This is a genomic window from Shewanella pealeana ATCC 700345 (genome assembly GCF_000018285.1).
Classification (GTDB): Bacteria; Pseudomonadota; Gammaproteobacteria; order Enterobacterales; family Shewanellaceae; genus Shewanella; species Shewanella pealeana.
The window spans coordinates 2571904-2589909 of sequence record NC_009901.1 but is presented as its reverse complement, the minus strand read 5'-3'; the positions used below and the strand labels follow the sequence as shown (position 1 = coordinate 2589909).

Genomic DNA, 18006 nt, shown 5'->3' with positions numbered 1-18006 from the left:
CAATCCTCCTGCTGTTCTTGAGTATCTCTGCACTCAATGCTTAAAATAATGTTGTTAAACAAGCTGGTACCCGCTCGTTATAAAGCTCATACAAACCATTTTGTTACTGCTATTAATTATTGAGTAGTTTGAGAAGCCATTAAAAACGCAGGCATTTCGCCGCCTCCGTTAAGTAATAAGTTGCAACCACTGGCATAAAAACCGTTTTCTGATGCGAGAAATAAACAAGCCTTAGCTATGTCAGCCGGATCGGCTAATCGACCTGCAGGTATCGTTTTAGCGACCGCAGCTATCCCCTCATCATCACCATAATGAAGCTGCGATTGCTCGGTTTTTACTAGACCCGGGCTGACGGCCATTACCTTAACTTTTGGTGCCCATTCAACGGCAAGAGATTGTACTAATGACAATACCGCCGCTTTTGCTGCTCCATAGGCTGCGGTCCCTGGAGAGGCTCTAAGCGCACTAATACTGCCTATAAACACAATTGCCCCCCCCGAGTCTTGTTCTTGCATTAGTGCGTTCGCTTGTTGAGCGACATTTAAAGGCGCAATAAGATTTAGGCGAAGAATGCTCTCATGGAATCGTGGTGAGGCTTTGTCGGCTAACGCAAAAGGGCTTCCTCCGGCGTTATTGATCACCACATCAAGACGGGGATATTGTTTAGCAATCGTGCTAAACAAGGTTTCAATATCGTCATGTTTTTTAAGGTCCGCATAAATAAACTGCGCAGTGTTGTTACCGGAATTTGGTAGTGTTTGCGGCTCACTGCGACCGCAAACGATTACTTTGGCTCCAGCTGCAAGAAACTCCGTAGCAATGCCTGCTCCAATACCTTTAGTGCCACCTGTCACCAATACCACTTTATTCTGGTAATCAATCTGCATAACTTTACCCTTAGTCATATTTGTAACGGCCAAAATTGAAGTTAACTCGCCGTTTTTCTTAGGCTTATATAAATATCATTAGCTAGGCAAAGTTAGCTTCGTCTAAATGGACGATGTCGCAATTTGCACTAAGGGTGAAAGTGGCTATGAATATGAATAAAATCGAATTTGTTGCTTTTTCTGTACTATCACGTCAACCAACAGACATCGATGCACGGCACTACTTGAGGAGAGATAAGTTGGAGAATCAACAACAGACGGTGTTATTAGAAAGGCCGGAGGAAGGCGTAGCATTATTAACTCTGAATAGACCCGCGGCGACCAATGCGTTAAGTCTTGAGTTACAACAGTGTTTATCTGATCACTTTAGCGCTTTATCTAATGATCCCACAGTACGATGTATAGTGCTGACCGGAGGCGATAAGGTTTTTGCAGCTGGCGGTGATATAACTAGCCTTATCGAAGCCAGTCCAATTGATATTTATCAGCGCCATACTGAAAGACTATGGGCGCCTATAGAGCAATGCCCAAAACCCGTTATAGCTGCTGTGTGTGGTTATGCTTATGGAGGGGGCTGCGAGCTTGCGATGTTAGCCGATATTATAATAGCTGGCGAAACTGCGGCGTTTTGCCAGCCAGAAATCGCCATAGGGATCATGCCCGGTATCGGTGGCACTCAAAGATTGGTACGTGCAGTAGGTAAGGCAAAAGCCATGCAAATGGCACTAACAGGACGCCCTATTACAGCGCAAGAAGCATTTACTGCCGGATTAGTGAGTGAAGTGTGCGACGATGATAGCGTACTAGAACAAGCCTTAACAAATGCTAGACGTATCGCTCGTATGCCTCCTTTAGCGGCTGAGCAAATAAAGGAAGTTATACTTGCAGGCATGGACGCATCACTCCCTGCTGCCATGGCGCTAGAGCGTAAAGCCAATGCGTTATTGTTTGCTTCTGAAGATCAGCGTGAAGGCATGGTCGCTTTTCTCGAAAAAAGACGAGCGGTGTTTACCGGCAAATAATATCATCACGGCGCTTCGCCAAATGCGCCGTTTACATCTAACGTAGAGCAATGAGCTAGATAACAGGTTACTCCTCCGTTCTAATGTCATTACTTTTTGAATCGACATTGTTATAACCCAGCGCAGCCACACTGTTTAGAAAAATTCGTACAAGCTCAGTCTGACGACGAACACCGGTTTTGGAAAAAATCGCGCGTAAGTGTGCCCTAGCAGTATTTCTACGAATATTGAGGGCTTCAGATGCCTCTTCTAGCGACAAACCATTCGTTAACTGTAAAGACAAGGCTGTTTCAGCAGGCGTGAGGCCAAAAAGCTTCTTCGCCATATCGCTACTGGCTTGAGATTTGCTCACTGAATCTCGAATGTAGACAATTGCTTGAGCTTGACCTTTACCCTCAGCCCAATCAAGACCTGGGATGACTTCAACCACTATGCCTAAATTGACCTCACAAGAGGGGCGACTAACAGACATGGCTTCAGGCAAAATATTTTTACGATTATTACGTGCTCGTTCAAACGCGCCTTTGACTAAATGTTTTAATTCTCGGTTATCGCTGCTCGATGTCGCAGTTAATTTACCGCAGACTATTTTTAGGCCATCTCCTGCATCGATAATTTCTCGTGCAAAGATATTTTGATCTAATACTTTACCTTGCTCATCAATTTTAATGGTGGCAATGGATAAACGGCCGATGGCCTGAGAGTACATTGAGCCCAATGATTCACTTCGATTGAGTTGCAAGTGGATCCCGAGCGCGCGTCTAAGGTGAGAAACAAAAAACTGGCATAATGCTTTATCTTCTGCACTAAATGCGGTATCGGCTTCTCCGCGAGTGATCCTAAAAGGCAGATTACCGACATCAGGAATTGAGATATCAACCGCCATCACATGATAAACATCATTGTGCATGCACCAATGACGCCGATAGGAACTCTCAATCCACTGCTGTTCGTCCATAAGATCATCAACCGTTACAATCGTATTCGGTTCTTGGTCATTAAAGGGCGTTAACGTATGGCCGTAGGGCAAATACTGGATTTTACTCTCATCATCTATATTACCGCCAACCGCGACCATTAGGCCTATGCCTTGTTCATCATCAGGCAGGGGTTGTTTGAGTATTAAAGTGACATAATTTGCGCCAAATAACTTTCTCAGTTCCTCTAAAGGCTCAGACCAACTGGAATTATTTTGTGCAGCGTCATAAATAGATTCAACAAGGTCATTGTAGTATTCAATTTCTAGGTCAATATTAGGCAAAATCCCCTCCAATTAACTTTATAATTTTTGTTATTTTTAAATTGGTTGCGTATAGGCTGTACTACCAGCCTATACGAAAAACATTAAACTTACGTTAGTGCTCCGGTTAATTCTGGAATGGCAGTAAATAAATCTCCAACTAAGCCATAGTCGGCGACTTGAAATATAGGTGCGTCTGGATCTTTATTGATGGCAACAATGATTTGCGAGTCACTCATACCTGCAAGGTGTTGTATTGCCCCGGAGATCCCAACCGCAATATAGAGTTCCGGCGCAACAATCTTACCGGTTTGTCCGACTTGATAGTCGTTAGGTACGTAACCGGCATCAACTGCAGCTCGAGAGGCCCCCAAAGCCGCCCCAAGTTTATCAGCCAGAGGTTCGAGTAGTTGTTTGTAATTATCGCCACTTCCTAGGCCACGCCCTCCTGAAATAATAATGTTAGCCGCGCCAAGTTCGGGTCTGTCTGACTCAGACAATTCACGTTTAATCAGCCGAGATAAACCGAGATCTTGTGCTGGAGACTCACTAATACATTCGGCTTGGCCTTGGTTAGTGACCTTATCAAAAGCTGTCGGTCTAATCGTTAGCACCTGTACAGGATCTTGCGTCTCACAGTTGAGCATGATGTTGCCGGCATAGATTGGTCTTGTATATCGGCCTAGACCATTGATGGCGGTTACATCAGATATCTGTGAAACATCCAATAATGCCGCGATGCGGGGAGCCACATTCTTACCAAAACTACTGCTTGCTGCAATAATGGCTTGATACTGATGTTTTTCAGTCTGCTCAACAACCAAACTCGCTAAGTTTTCCGCTAAGCCTGCTTGATAGTGAGCGGCTTCAACACAACGTACTGTATCCACATGACTTAAAGTAACGGCCTCGTTGGCGACAGCTTGGCAATCATCTCCAGCAATGAGTAACTCAATTTTCGCATCTGTTGAGAACGATGCGAGTTGCGCCGCGGCTTGTATCGCATTAAATGTTACGTCGGCTATTCGAGTATTATCGTGTTCAGCTATAACTAACAATTTCATTTAACTATCTCCTTATAGTACTCGTGCTTCTTCACGTAATTTACTCACTAACTCTGCAACGTCTTCCACCATAACACCTGCACTGCGTGTCGCCGGGAACGTATAATTTATGGCTGTTACTCGTTGTTTCACATCGACATTAAGCTCATTTAATTCAATGACTTCTAAAGGCTTGCGTTTAGCTTTCATAATATTAGGAAGCGACGCGTATCTAGGTTGATTCAAACGTAGATCGCAACTAACAACGGCAGGCAATGCAAGCATGAGAGTTTCAAGCCCGCCGTCGATTTCACGGGTAACAGACAATTCATTGGCATCGACTTTAAGCTCTGAGGCAAACGTGCCTTGTGACCAACCGAGTAATGCAGACAACATCTGCCCAGTTTGGTTACAATCATCATCGATTGCTTGTTTGCCACAAATGACTAATTGCGGGGCTTCACGCTTGACAATTTGTTTGAGTATTTTGGCAACACCTAGTGGTTCTAGATCTGCATCGGTATTGACCTGAATCGCACGGTCAGCGCCAACAGCCAAAGCTGTACGTAAGGTTTCTTGGCATGCTTTTGCGCCGCAGCTTACCGCAATGACTTCAGTTGCAATCCCCGCTTCTTTTAGACGCACAGCTTCTTCGATGGCAATTTCATCGAATGGGTTTATTGACATCTTGACGTTATTAAAATCAACACCACTGCCATCAGACTTGATTCTGACTTTAACGTTATGATCGACCACTCGTTTTATTGGTACCAGTATTTTCATTATTAATTTCCTTTTTTTCCGGTTTTCAACTCGTGGTTAATGATTGATGAGTTTGATAATTGTTATAGCCAGCATCACCGGCGGTATATAAGCTTTTGCGATCAAATGTAGATAATGGAAGGTCATCATTAATTCGATAAACTAAATCAGGATTGGCGATGAAATGTCTTGCAAAAGAGACCGCTTGCCCCAATTGCTCTTGTACCGCTTCTGCAGCACTTGCAGGTTCGAAACCATCATTTAAAATCAACGGACCGTCAAAATGTTCGCGTGCTAACGCAAACGCATCTATTTCAGCTAATGGCGATTTCATCACATGTAAATAAGCAAGGTTTAAACCGTTAACTTGCTTTAGCAAACTGATATGGCTTTGCGCCGGGTTATCATCTGAGCAATCGTTAAAACTGTTGCCGGGGTTAATCCTTAAACCGACCCGCCCTGCGCCAATCGCATCACTCATGCTTAATAAACATTCGTAAGCAAAGCTTGCACGGTTATCGCTACTGCCACCATATTTATCAGTACGTTGATTCGAGCCAGAACATAAGAACTGCATGGGTAAATATCCGCTGGTACAATGAAGTTCAACACCGTCAAACCCAGCTTCTATTGCATTAATCGCAGCTTGGCGATGCTTGGCGATCACTTGGGCAACCTGCACTGTATTTAAGGCTAGCGGCACATCAAAATCTTGCATGCCAGCGCTATCGGTGTAGACCTTTCCAGCGGCTTGAATCGCTGATGGTGCGAAGCTTTTAACGGTTTCGCCTTTAATGTGCTTACTTCCAATGCGGCCACTATGCATTATCTGCAGCACAATTTTTCCACCTTTAGCATGAACTGCATCTGTGACATGGCGCCACGCCAGACAATGTTCTTTGGTTTCAATACCCGGCTGGCGGCAATATGCCTGCCCTTCGCGGCTAGGCCAAGTTCCTTCTGCGACTATGAGTCCGGCGGATGCTCTATCAGAATAATGCTGAACCATGCTGGTCGTGGGCGTACCATCACTGTTAGCGCGATTACGGGTCATCGGCGCCATCACAACACGATTATTAAGCGTGATATCGCCAATTATTAATGGACTTAGCAGCGCTTCTTTAGCTTGTATGCTTTGGTTACTAATCATCACTACCTCAATCCATTGCCGTAACGAGTACAGCTGCTCGGCCACCATCGACAGGTAAGCTAACGCCGGTGACATAGGATGCTTCATCACTGGCAAGAAATGCGATAACAGATGCTAATTCATCTGGTTGTCCTACTCGCCCCATAGGAATTAACCGTTCAGTGTTCTTTCGAGCGGTGGCATTTGAGAGCATCCCCTCTGTAGCTGGTGTTTCAACAACAGCCGGAATGACGGTATTGACGCGGATGTTGCTCGCTGCGCCTTCGGCTGCAGCGGCTCTTGAAAAATTAGTCACTGCGGCTTTAGCTGCGCTATAGCCTGACATCCATGGGGTTCCTAGCTCGCCACAAATTGATGATAAATTGATGATACTGCCACCATTACTTTTCATTAATTTCATTGCGGCCTTTGTTCCCCAAAAGGTACCGTCTACTGAGGTTTTGAAATTTTCATGCCAAGCTTGCGTGTCCATCTCTTCGATACTGCCCCAAGTAAAGGCCATCGCATTGTTGACCATAATGTCTAGTGAACCATATTCGCTAGCACATCGTTCTATCGCTGCTACGAGCTCAGTTTCATTAGACACATCTGCAATAACTGCAGTAGCCACACCACCGGCCTGCTTTATCTGCGCTACAACAAGATCTAAAGGCGGCTGATTTCTACCACAAATCATAACCTTCGCCCCTTCAGCAGCTAAACGAACTGCTGTCGCTGCACCAATACCACTGCCAGCTCCGGTAATAAATGCGACTTTTCCTAGAAGGCGAGCATGATTAATACTATTTGACTGCATCTTAAATCTCCTTAGATGATGCCGCTGGCCATTAATTGCGCCAAGCTAAACCCGCATATCACGGTTTGTTGTGTATTAATCAGATTAAAAAAGGTAGCGATTTACGCCATCGTCCGTTGAGACTACAAACATAACCGATAGTTATTCCTGATAACAAATTGTTATAGGCTCGTGAGAAAACGATATCGATTTTGTGTCAATGGAAGTTGACACATAGATTTGTTGAGGAGGGTAAAGGTCGGCGTTATGAATGTATCTTTGTATATTCATATTACTAAACAATGAAATAGCGATATATCGTACTAAAGTTAACTCATTGATTTCAGCTATCTAACACACTAATACTTTTGTCGAACCCTAAGGTTAAGGAGATAAATAGCCAACATCTGCATAGGGACTATATGAATTCATGAACTCGATTCATTCATGAATTCATATAGTCGAAAGTTTACGTATAGCAAATGTGGACTTTAGAAGAATGGGGCATTGCCTGACAGCTTAAGGTTAGCGATTGTTTTAAATCTCGTTCGCTAAGAACCTCATTTGCGCGTAGTTGAACCTGGCCCTCTTTGACTTCGCACATGCAAGATGCACACATTCCCTCTCTACATGAATGGGGCAAAGATAGGCCAGCCTTTTCAGCGGCTTCAAGCAGGGTATCTTGTTTGCTCCAGTCTATATTATGGGTTTGACCATCGAGCTCGATCGTGGCGACAGCATCGATCAACGTATCGCTAGCACCATTACTATGTTGTGTAACGGTTTCGATTCGGTTATTTGGTACGTCAGTTGCTTGCCCTCCCGCTATTTTTTCATTGGGTAATGAAATAAAACGTTCTACGTAGATTTTGTCGGCTGACAAGTTGATTGATTCTAATGCGTACTCCATTGAGTCCATAAAAGGTGCTGGACCGCAAATAAATGCCCCCTCAAAGTTAAGCGTGCTAGCAAAGGGTTGGGCTAATCGCGCCAGTAAATGATTACTTGGGATCCCTGAAACGGAGTCAAGAAGGTGGATAACCTCGAGCCGTTTTGGATATTGTTCTGTTAGGGTTATCAATTCATTTTTAAAAATGACCGAGTCTTGATCACGATTGGCGTAGATCAAGCGGATATTACCTGAGCCTTGCTTCAAGGCAGTTTGTAAAATTGAAAATATCGGGGTGATGCCACTTCCACCAGCACACAACAATAAGTCACCACTTACGGATTTAGGTATAAAAATACCTGCAGGTTGCATGACCTCGACTTGATCGCCGACCTTCAAGTCGTTTACCGCCCAAGTTGATACCACGCCATTAGCCACCCGTTTCACGGTAACTTTCAACATAGGTTCGTCTGGTGTACTAGCCAACGAATAACAACGCAGTAGATGTTCGCCGTTTTTAGGGATCCTGAATGTAAGAAATTGCCCGGCTTTAAATGCAAATTTTTGACGTAAACTCGGCGGCACTTCAAAAATCACTGAACGTGCATCTGAGGTTTCATTTACCAGTTTACTGACTGTCAACAGATGATAGCGAGATGAAGACATGGCAACTCCTTTCCAAAAACGGTTATCTAATGAGATGATTAAATAAATGGATCAAGATTTGGTAACCCAAGCATGACTGAACCGTGGGCGCGCATATAGGCATCACCATTATTAGCTATGTGTCCACGTGCTTGGTGAATATCTCTAAATACCCTTTCAATTGGATTCGATTTATAAAGCCCTGACCCCGCGCAGGCTCGAAGTAACTCATCGGCATGTTCACCACACAATTTGGGAACCGATGCTGCTTGAGCCCGCTGTAATAATCGCTCTTCTACTTCCAAGTTTTCGCCAGACTTTGCACAATTCACGATACGCTCATAATTACGCATCATAACTAGTTTTAATTGATCACTCGTCATCATTGCCGCAGTTACTGCAAACTGTGCATTAGGATCTTCAGCGGTCTTGCTGCCGTGCTTGCCAACATGAGCTGATGCTCTTTGCTTAAACACCTCAATTGCGCCATCTAATGCGCCAATACATGCGGTTGAAACTGCTCTCTGGAACACTTGAGTGAACGGGATCTTGTATAACCAACCTTGATTGAGCACTCTGCCTGGACAACCTGCATCACTATGGTTATTGGTACGTTGAGTTCGATGTGCAGGTACAAAGACATTGTCTACGACGATATCGTGGCTGCCAGTCCCCTGCAGTCCATGAACGTCCCAGTTCTTTTCAATACTAAAATCGGATTTCGGTAGTAAAAATGTGGTGTGCTCAACACCTTCACTGCCATCTTCTTTAGGCAGTAAAGCCCCCAAAAAGATCCATTCACAATGCTCACAGCCACTTGAAAAGCCCCAGCGACCGGAAAATGTGAATCCGCCTTCAACAGCTTGAGCTCTACCCACTGGCATGTAAGTTGAAGCTATTAAGGTTGAGCGATCTTCTTGCCAAACATCTTGTTGAGCTTGTTCAGGAAACAATGGCAGCTGCCAATTGTGAACACTAATAACACCGTAGATCCATGCAGTAGACATGCAACCTTGAGCCAGAATCATTTGAATTCGATAAAATACACGAGGGTCGAGCTCTGCTCCGCCCCACCTTTTAGGTTGTAAAACAGCAAATAAACCCGCTTCAGCTATTTCATCAATTGATGCTTGGGGCACCTTACCGTCTATTTCTGTTTGTCGAGCTCGTGCCGCAAGGTTAGGAACTAATGCGGCGGCGAGTTCAAGCAACGCTTGAGCCTCTACGGTTATATAGTCTTCTTTAATTAAGCCTGCAGAAAATACTTCTTTATGTTCACTCATAAACATTTACTCCCAAATTTGCATTCAATTTCAATCTTCGAATTACCTAGCTAAGTTTGGATAAGCCAAGCGTTACCACTTCATTTATGTTGTTGAGGTTTCCACAGCTGTTACAAACACTCATCGTTAATTCGGACTAAAACAAAAAACTGCTGCAAAAACTGCTTTTAGTACCTAGCTCATTTGGACGATGAGACTCTAGGTTAACTGGTAATAATGAGCCTAAGAGCAATGCCTTGGAACTTACTAAACATAGGTAAACCCTAGGGCTAAAATAAAATCATTAAGCATTGATTATTAATAGAAATACAAACAATGCCATTCATTTTATCGTTTAAGTTGAACGTGCTATTTCACCAGTGAAAGCCAGAGGCTTTGCTGCTATAGCAAAGTTACTACTGGGAGTAGTTATGCATATAATTTTTACTATCTCTATTTCATTGATTGTCGCCGCAGCCGGAATTATTGCTTTTTCGGAAAGAGAAACAGCACCACTCGCTCACAGTAGCATCCCCATTACTAATATGAACGTCACCAATGTTGTCGCTACATCTGCTGGACTCGTCGCCAGTGGTGAGCTTGGGACGATATTGTTATCTAAAGATGAGGGGAAGACATGGAATATGAGCAATATCGATACTCAGCGCTATGCGTTGATCACCCGGATGTTGTTTGACAGCCCTGATTTTGGGCTGGCTATTGGCCATGAGGGCTGGATCTTAAAAACAACTGACGGCGGACTTAACTGGCGAGAAGTCGCATTCGACCCATCTGCCAGTGACCCTTTATTCAGTATTGCCAAACTAAATAGTGGTCAATGGTTAACTGTAGGTGCGTTTGGCAATTCAATGGTTTCCAACGATAACGGTGAAAACTGGAATAAAATTGCCGCTCCAGCGGCCACGGATTGGCATTTAAATCGACTAATCTCTGACGACAACAAACAAAATTGGTTAATTGTTGGCGAGGCAGGCACGGTTCTGCGTTCACAAAATGGCGCTGACAATTGGCAAGAATTAGCAGCATTTTACGATGGGTCGCTATATGGAGGACTGCATTTAGGCGGTTCAAAATGGATTGTGTATGGGATGAGAGGCAATATTTTTCGTAGTGAAGATAATGGTGATAGCTGGCATAAAATCAACTTCCCCTACCCCATTTCTTTGTTTAATCACCTTTTATTACCAAGTGGAGAGTTGCTCATCGCGGGCCAAGGAGGAATTGTACTGGCGAGTGATGATCAAGGAGAAACGTTCAAAATCATCCAAGGTGGTGGACGTTTATCAATTACTGATCTGTTAATGCTACCTGATGGCCGATTACTGTTTGCAACTGACTCTGGAGTGGTACATCCAGCCACAAACAGCACAGGGTTAATACCAAGCACACCTAATACTAATAATTCAAATAGCTAGCCCTGGAGTTCTTTATGTCACTGTCTCAATCTAGCTCAAATAGCTCCACTGAAATCAGCTTACTCAAACGTTTTGTCGACTTCAGTGCCCGTCAGCTCATCCAGAAACGTAAGCCTCTTGGGCTACTCTTTTTGTTGATCACCCTTTTGCTTAGCTACTCTGCTTTAGATACTCGCTTTGATCCCGGCTTTACTAAGTTAGTTCCTATTCAACACCCTTATATGCAGGCTTTTTTAAAGCACTCAAGCACCTTTACCGGTAGTAACCGAGTCATGGTCAGTATGACGTGGACCGGTGAGGGGGATATTTATAATGCAGAATTTCTTAATCGACTCAGAAAAGTCCATGATGAAGTTATTTTTACACCAGGCATAAATAGAACAACGGTAAGATCATTATTTGCGCCGGAAGTGCGTTACATGGAAGTCACAGAATTTGGATTCATGGGTGATGTGGTTATCCCTTCTCGATTTACAGCCGACGAAGCAGGGCTAAACTGGGTGCGAACCAATGTAACTAAATCTGGACAAGTGGGCAATTTAGTCTCAAATGATCTTAAGTCCGCCATGGTTCAAGCCGATTTGATGGAAACCGATCCTGAAACAGGAGAAGCCACAGACTATGCAAAAGTAGCTGCCCACCTTGAACAAATTCGTAGTGAATTAGCAGGACAAGGAATTGACATCCAAATCATTGGTTTTGCTAAAGTTATGGGCGATGTCATGGATGGGTTGTCTACGGTTTTACTGTTTTTTGTTATCGCATTCATTGTGACCTTGCTACTGCTCTGGCGTTACACTCTATCGCTAAAACTCACCTTGTTGGCGATTACCGTTGCATTACTGCCTGTCGTTTGGCTACTTGGGATCCTACCACTGCTTGGCTACGGCATCGATCCTATGTCTGTACTCGTCCCTTTCTTAATTTTTTCTATCGGTGTGTCCCATGCTGTTCAAATGACCAACGTTTGGAAGCAAGATGTACTTGATGGCTATAGTTCACCTGATGCGGCTGTTAATGCCATCCGTAAATTAGCCATACCCGGTACGGTCGCTTTACTTGCTAACGCGCTGGGTTTTATGGTGATCATGGTTATCGATATTCCTATGGTGCAAGAGTTGGGAATGACGGCTTGTCTAGGCGTTGCACTGATGATCATCACCAATAAAATGTTTATGCCAGTGATACTGTCTTACCTCACATTAGAAAAAATGGCCTCGCATAAAAAACAGCAACCACTACAGAAGGAACAGCAACTCTGGTGGAAGGTGTCTGCTTTGGCGACCCCGAAACCCGCGCTTTTGTCAGTCTGCGTCATGTTGATTCTGTTAACCCTAGGGACATGGCAATCCCGCTCGCTGCTAACTGGAGATATTGGTAGCGGTGTGCCGGAGCTCAGAGAGGATTCACAATATAATCTCGATAATGCACAGATTATTAAAGACTATTCTATCGGAATGGATGTCTTATCAGTGTATCTTGAAAGCTATAAGCGGGATGAATCTTGCCTTGATTGGGAAGTGATGAATGCAGTTGACCGGTTTGATTTTCATATGCGGGGTGTCGATGGTGTCCGCTCGGTAAAGACCACTGCGGGTTTAGCTAAATTATATGTGTCTGGCAATAACGAAGGTAACCCCTTATGGAGAACTTTACAAAGGGATCCAAGCGCATTGCTTGCCGGTGCGAGTGCTGCAAATCCGTTACATGCGCTTAATGATAACGGTTGTAAAACCATTAACATGTTGGTTTATTTAAATGATCATCAAGATGCAACGCTTAAGCATGTAGTGAAAGAAATTAGGCTTTTTACCGACAGCCAAAACATCTCTAATGCTGAGTTTAAGTTATTGGGTGGTAACGCTGGCGTCGCAGCAGCAACCAATGAAGCGGTAGAAAAAGCTGAAGTACAGATGCTTATCTCTATCTTCAGCGCAATTAGTTTATTGTGTTGGGTAACCTTTCGTTCTGCCAGAGGTGTGTTATGTGTGATTCTGCCGTTAATGTTAGTTTGCATACTTTGTAATGCACTAATGGCCATACTTGGAATTGGTCTGAAAGTGTCAACCCTGCCTGTGATTGCACTAGGAATTGGCGTTGGCGTGGATTACGGGATCTATATATACGAGAAGATGCAACATTCACTTTATCAAGGCCACGATTTGCGTAACTCCTTTTATAAAGCGATGCGAAGCCGTGGTACCGCTGCAGTGTTTACTGCGGTAACTATGTCTATTGGTGTCGGGACCTGGGCTTTTTCCGCGCTAAAATTTCAGGCCGACATGGGCATTTTATTAGCGTTTATGTTTCTCGTGAATGTATTAGGGGCGATATTCTTGTTGCCGGCGCTTGCTTGTCTCCTCGGTGTAAAACCAGCAAAAGAGGCGCAGGGCGCAGTTACAGATACGCTTAAAAATAACATTGAAAATATAGCCATCGCCACAGACAAACCATTACAGACATAATGTTTATACATCTACATATCTCTCTGCTCTAACCCTATTAAGGCGAATACAGCTAGCTGTATTCGCCTTAATAATTATTCAACTTATTAATTATTCAACTTATTAATTATTCAACTTTTTAATTTAACCGGGCCCACTGCTTGTCCCGCCCACTTAGAGTCAACATAGAACGTTTTTAATGACATGCATGGACGCGGCGACCTCTAAGCTAGGATATTTGTAGATTACAATACATCAGTATAAAGAGTAATCATCAGAACTATTGTTCCTATGGATTTATACGCTTTCAAGGCCCCCCCCATACACTGTAGGCCTGTGAAGCCACTGTGTTATCTGTGTTATCTGTGTTATCTGTGTCACTAGCATAGATATATAAGCATGGGGATCCCAGTAAATGGAGCGCATAGTGAAAATCGTAATCATCCTTTAATAACTCTTAAATGATTCATCTAATCAGTTGGTTCTGAATAGATTGGCTTTTATTGCTAGAGCTTTAATTCAGAGGACTCTTGTTGATAGGACTAATATTGATAGAAAGCCCTTTAATTAAAAGCCTAAGAGGATTGGTACGGGTCACATCTTTAGTACGATAGCTACTATTTCAGTTTGGCATGCTAGTTTAGGTTAGAACCAGATAAAAAAATGCTGCCATAAATATATGCATGGCAGCCCTATAATCAACTTTTTAATCGATAATATTGGAGGGTTAAGCAGAAAAATCAGCCGCTAATGCGGTTTTTATGACTTTATTAGAGGCATTAACAGGCAAAGAGTTAACGAAGCGTACATGACGAGGCACTTTGTAATTAGCCATCCGTTCTCGTGACCAGCTTATTAGTTCCTGTTCATTAATGGTATGGCCTAGCTTGCAAACAATATAAGCACAGCCAACCTCGCCCATTCGCTCGCATGGTACTCCAATTACAGCGCTAAGACTGATTGCATCATGCTCAGCCAGCACCGCTTCTATTTCTGCGGGGTAACAATTAAATCCGCCTACAATAAACATGTCTTTCAAGCGTCCGGTAATTGTAAGGTTACCGCACTCATCGAGCATTCCAATATCACCCGTATGCAGCCAGTTATCGTTATCTATCGCCTCTGCCGTAGCCGTAGCATTTTGAAAATACCCCTGCATAACATGAAATCCTTTGATACAGATCTCGCCTTGTACACCTATCCCTAATGGCTGACCACTGTTCGATTGGATACTTATTTGAGTGCCTTTAATAGCACTGCCACTGGTTGTTGAGATTGTATTGACATCTTCATCAGGGTTACAGATTGTCGCTAAACCACCACACTCAGTTAAACCGTATGCCGTTGTAACAATTTTAAACCCGAGTTCGCTGCGCATACGCTCAATGAGGACTGGGGGAATGGTTGCTGCTCCCGTTACTGCAACTCGTAAGCTTGAAAGATCAGTATATTCAAGCTTAGGGTGAGATAGCATCGATAAATACAATGTCGGCGGCCCAGGCAACACAGATATCTTATCCTTTTGGATCCGTTCTATCACTTCATCAGCATCAAACACTTTGTGAGGTAAAATAGTTGCCCCCGCAATTAAGCAGGTTAACCAACCGGCTTTGTAGCCAAAAGCATGAAAGAAAGGATTAACCACCAAATAACGATCGCCCTTTTCTATTCCTAAGATTTCTACAAACTGAGTAAATGCAAGTAAGCAACTGCGATGGCTGCTCATAACACCTTTGGGTTTTCCTGTCGTTCCAGAGGTAAACATTAGATCTGCAATGTCATCAGGCTTGACAGCATTTGCGCGCTCAAGCGCGATTTCGCTTGTCTGATTATTACCCATTGCTAAAAACTGTTGCCATGTTTGGGTCAAGCGCAGTGGATTACTGCTTGTAGCTGCGCGTGCGCTAACAATCACTTGTGCTTCTACATTAACAGGCAGCAATTTAGCCAATGCAGCTGGATAATCGACGCCTAAAAAATCTCCCATTACAAACAATAACTTAGTGCCACTACGTGCTAATATATCGGCAGCTTCTGTGGGTTTCATGCGTGTATTTAACGGAACCAGTATTGCCCCAGCCATTTGTAAGCCTAAAGACGCAATAACCCAATTGGCACAGTTTGGTAGCCAAATAGCTACCCGGTCACCTGGTGTTACTCCAGCAGCAATAAGACTTTTACTCACAGCTAAAGCCCGCGTTGCGAGTTCTGCGTAGCTGATCTTCTCACTATCATCTTCTATCGCAACATCGCTGTTATACAATTCAGCAGCACGCAAAACTAGTTGAGGAATGGTTAACACTGCGGCGTTTAAATTCAAATTATTACTAGTCGAGTTAACTGGGTTCGCGTTACTTTCAAAGATCATCGTATTACCTATCTTGATTACACTCATTTAAGTTTGTAGCGTCTGCTACTTGCTTATCTAGTAAATGATGCTCTTTTACTCTCACTATAGGCCAAGCACGCATACCTTCAATTAACGAATCACAACTGTATATACAATATGCTTCGTCAGAGTGGCAAAATAACAGCAGAGTAAAAGCCTGTTCAATGCTAGAGAGTAGTTTGTTTGCCATTAGTCAGGTCCTTTGTAATGTCCTTTGCTATATGATTTGCGGCGATATAGCCAAAGGTCATAGCAGGGCCTAACGTTGCTCCAGCACCTGGATAACTTTGACCCATTACAGAAGCTGAACAGTTACCGATAGCGTAGAGTCCAGCAATCGGCATGTTGTCTGTATTCATTACCTGAGCATGCTCATTGGTTAGCAAACCCCCTTTAGTTCCAATATCCCCCGCTTCAATTCGCATAGCATAAAAAGGCCCCTTAACTATTGGTGCTAAACAAGGGTTAGGTTTAACATTGGTGTCACCATAATAGCGGTCGAAAACATTACTCCCTCGGCCAAAATCTTCATCAACCCCAGTTGTTGCAAACCGATTGATCCGCTCTACAGTATGTGAAAGTCCATCGGCATCTATTTTAATCTGTTTGGCCAATTCATCGAGACTATCAGCCTTCCAATAAAGGGTATTTAACCAGCCTTTAGGTAATCGACTATCGGGCTGAATTTGTGCCGGCATAAAAGGCCCCATGGCGTAGTTAAACCTAAAGTTTGCATCGAATATCACCCATGCAGGTAGAGACTTACCGTCTGTTGCCGCATTATTTCGATACATTGCATCACCAAACTCTAGGTAAGGAGCGGCCTCATTAACAAAGCGCTTGCCCAAGCCATCAACGACAATTGCACCGGGAAAAGCACGTTCAGCAAAAAGGCCTCTTGCTTTATCTTCTTTAGGCACCTTCACTGTAGGTGACCACCAACACCAATCCATGATATCTGTGTTTGCACCAGCACGGATCCCTGCTTCTAAAGCCGCGCCAGTGTTATTACCTGGAGGCGTTGCGCTCCACTTAACATTTGATGGGCTCGGCAGATACTTATCCCTAAGCTTCTGATTTTGCTCAAACCCCCCACTTGCAAAAATCACCGCTAGCTTTGCGTTAAGTGTTTGTTTTTCACCATCACGGACGACTTCAATTCCACAAACTCTATCTTGACTAAACACGATATCGGTAAAGTCTGTATCAAGCCAAAGCGGAATATTCCGATCTGTCATTGACTGCCTAAGTGAAGCAACTAATGAGCTGCCTAACGCTGCCCGTCTATCGCGCCGAGTTTTACGGCGTTGACCAAAATCAAGCTTATATTTCATGATCAGCTTTAACAGTAATAATCGCCAGCCGCGCTCACGGGCCATCGCTTTATGAGCATCGCGGGCAGTCCACGCAATTTTTCCCATCAATAGCGTAGACGCTGAAGCCTTTAACTGGTTTTCAACCTCATCGCCCATGCATGTGGTATCAAATATTTCAGGATCAAGAGTACGCCCACCAGCCAACGATCCTTCAAGATGAGGATAATAATCTGGGTATTTTTCGGCAACGGCGTAGCGTACGCGGCTTTTGCGCTCTAAATATCGGATCATTTCTGGAGCATGAGTTAAGTAGGCATGTAATCTAGAGTCTGACACTCTGTTCTCGGTAGACGCTTTTAGGTAATCAAATGCTTGTTGATAACTGTCCTGGCCACCTTTTGCCTTGAAGTGATCATTATTGGGGATCCAAATTCCACCACCAGAAAGTGCTGAAGTTCCGCCAAACTTACCCGACTTTTCAACCACTAATACTGATAAGCCATGATCAGAGGCAACAATAGATGAAGCCATTGCCCCAGCTCCAGAGCCAACGATAATGATGTCGAAAGTGGTTTGGTTGTCATTTGTAGGTTTATCTAAGGCACTGAATGTCATTTGCTATCTCACTATTGTGAACTAATGATTACCAGTACTCCCTGCTCGGTATCAGCAAGAAGCGTGTTAACTAGTGGAATACACAATCCACTAAATTTGGTAGCTAATGAACTCATGATGTAGGGTTACAA

The 18006-nt window shown here is 43.8% G+C and carries 13 protein-coding genes; 3 read left to right on the top strand and 10 right to left on the bottom strand.

What is annotated here, in order from left to right:
- Window positions 1-116: 116 nt before the first annotated feature.
- Window positions 117-887, bottom strand: coding sequence for an SDR family oxidoreductase (locus tag SPEA_RS11225; RefSeq protein WP_012155373.1), 771 nt, complete (start codon window positions 885-887; stop codon window positions 117-119).
- 146 nt (window positions 888-1033) lie between these two features.
- Here SPEA_RS11225 and SPEA_RS11220 point away from each other — a divergent pair, with 146 nt between their 5' ends.
- Window positions 1034-1909, top strand: coding sequence for an enoyl-CoA hydratase (locus tag SPEA_RS11220; protein WP_223296495.1), 876 nt, complete (start codon window positions 1034-1036; stop codon window positions 1907-1909).
- Window positions 1910-1976: 67 nt separating this feature from the next.
- Here SPEA_RS11220 and SPEA_RS11215 read toward each other — a convergent pair whose 3' ends face one another.
- The 7 genes from SPEA_RS11215 to SPEA_RS11185 all read right to left on the bottom strand — a co-directional run bounded on the left by SPEA_RS11215 (window position 1977) and on the right by SPEA_RS11185 (window position 9696).
- Window positions 1977-3170, bottom strand: coding sequence for a helix-turn-helix transcriptional regulator (locus tag SPEA_RS11215; protein ID WP_012155371.1), 1194 nt, complete (start codon window positions 3168-3170; stop codon window positions 1977-1979).
- Between the two features lie 89 nt (window positions 3171-3259).
- Window positions 3260-4213, bottom strand: coding sequence for an electron transfer flavoprotein subunit alpha/FixB family protein (locus SPEA_RS11210; RefSeq protein WP_012155370.1), 954 nt, complete (start codon window positions 4211-4213; stop codon window positions 3260-3262).
- Between the two features lie 12 nt (window positions 4214-4225).
- Window positions 4226-4975 (bottom strand): electron transfer flavoprotein subunit beta/FixA family protein, encoded by a 750-nt coding sequence (locus SPEA_RS11205; RefSeq protein WP_012155369.1) that lies wholly within the window; start codon window positions 4973-4975, stop codon window positions 4226-4228.
- Between the two features lie 25 nt (window positions 4976-5000).
- Complete coding sequence (locus SPEA_RS11200; protein ID WP_223296589.1) at window positions 5001-6179, bottom strand: alkene reductase; 1179 nt, start codon at window positions 6177-6179, stop codon at window positions 5001-5003.
- Entirely contained in the window at window positions 6112-6900 is a 789-nt protein-coding gene (locus SPEA_RS11195; protein ID WP_012155367.1) for an SDR family NAD(P)-dependent oxidoreductase, read from the bottom strand. The genes SPEA_RS11200 and SPEA_RS11195 overlap by 68 nt, the downstream gene beginning before the upstream one ends.
- A 448-nt stretch (window positions 6901-7348) precedes the next feature.
- Window positions 7349-8434 carry a ferredoxin--NADP reductase gene (locus SPEA_RS11190; RefSeq protein ID WP_012155366.1) on the bottom strand — a complete coding sequence of 362 codons (1086 nt, stop codon included), beginning with the start codon at window positions 8432-8434 and terminating at the stop codon, window positions 7349-7351.
- 38 nt (window positions 8435-8472) lie between these two features.
- Window positions 8473-9696 (bottom strand): acyl-CoA dehydrogenase family protein, encoded by a 1224-nt coding sequence (locus SPEA_RS11185; protein ID WP_012155365.1) that lies wholly within the window; start codon window positions 9694-9696, stop codon window positions 8473-8475.
- Between the two features lie 410 nt (window positions 9697-10106).
- Between SPEA_RS11185 and SPEA_RS11180 the strand changes: the two genes are divergently transcribed.
- Together SPEA_RS11180 and SPEA_RS11175 are read left to right on the top strand one after the other, a co-directional pair.
- The gene (locus SPEA_RS11180) at window positions 10107-11111 is read left to right on the top strand and encodes a WD40/YVTN/BNR-like repeat-containing protein (RefSeq protein WP_012155364.1); all 1005 of its coding nucleotides are present in this window, start codon (window positions 10107-10109) and stop codon (window positions 11109-11111) included.
- Between the two features lie 14 nt (window positions 11112-11125).
- A complete protein-coding gene (locus SPEA_RS11175) occupies window positions 11126-13576 on the top strand; it encodes an efflux RND transporter permease subunit (protein WP_012155363.1) in 2451 nt (816 codons plus the stop codon).
- Between the two features lie 706 nt (window positions 13577-14282).
- On the opposite strand, the gene SPEA_RS11170 is transcribed toward SPEA_RS11175, so the two are convergent.
- Together SPEA_RS11170 and SPEA_RS11160 are read right to left on the bottom strand one after the other, a co-directional pair.
- Entirely contained in the window at window positions 14283-15923 is a 1641-nt protein-coding gene (locus SPEA_RS11170) for a FadD3 family acyl-CoA ligase (RefSeq protein WP_012155362.1), read from the bottom strand.
- 188 nt (window positions 15924-16111) lie between these two features.
- Complete coding sequence (locus SPEA_RS11160) at window positions 16112-17875, bottom strand: FAD-binding protein (RefSeq protein ID WP_012155361.1); 1764 nt, start codon at window positions 17873-17875, stop codon at window positions 16112-16114.
- Window positions 17876-18006: the final 131 nt, after the last annotated feature.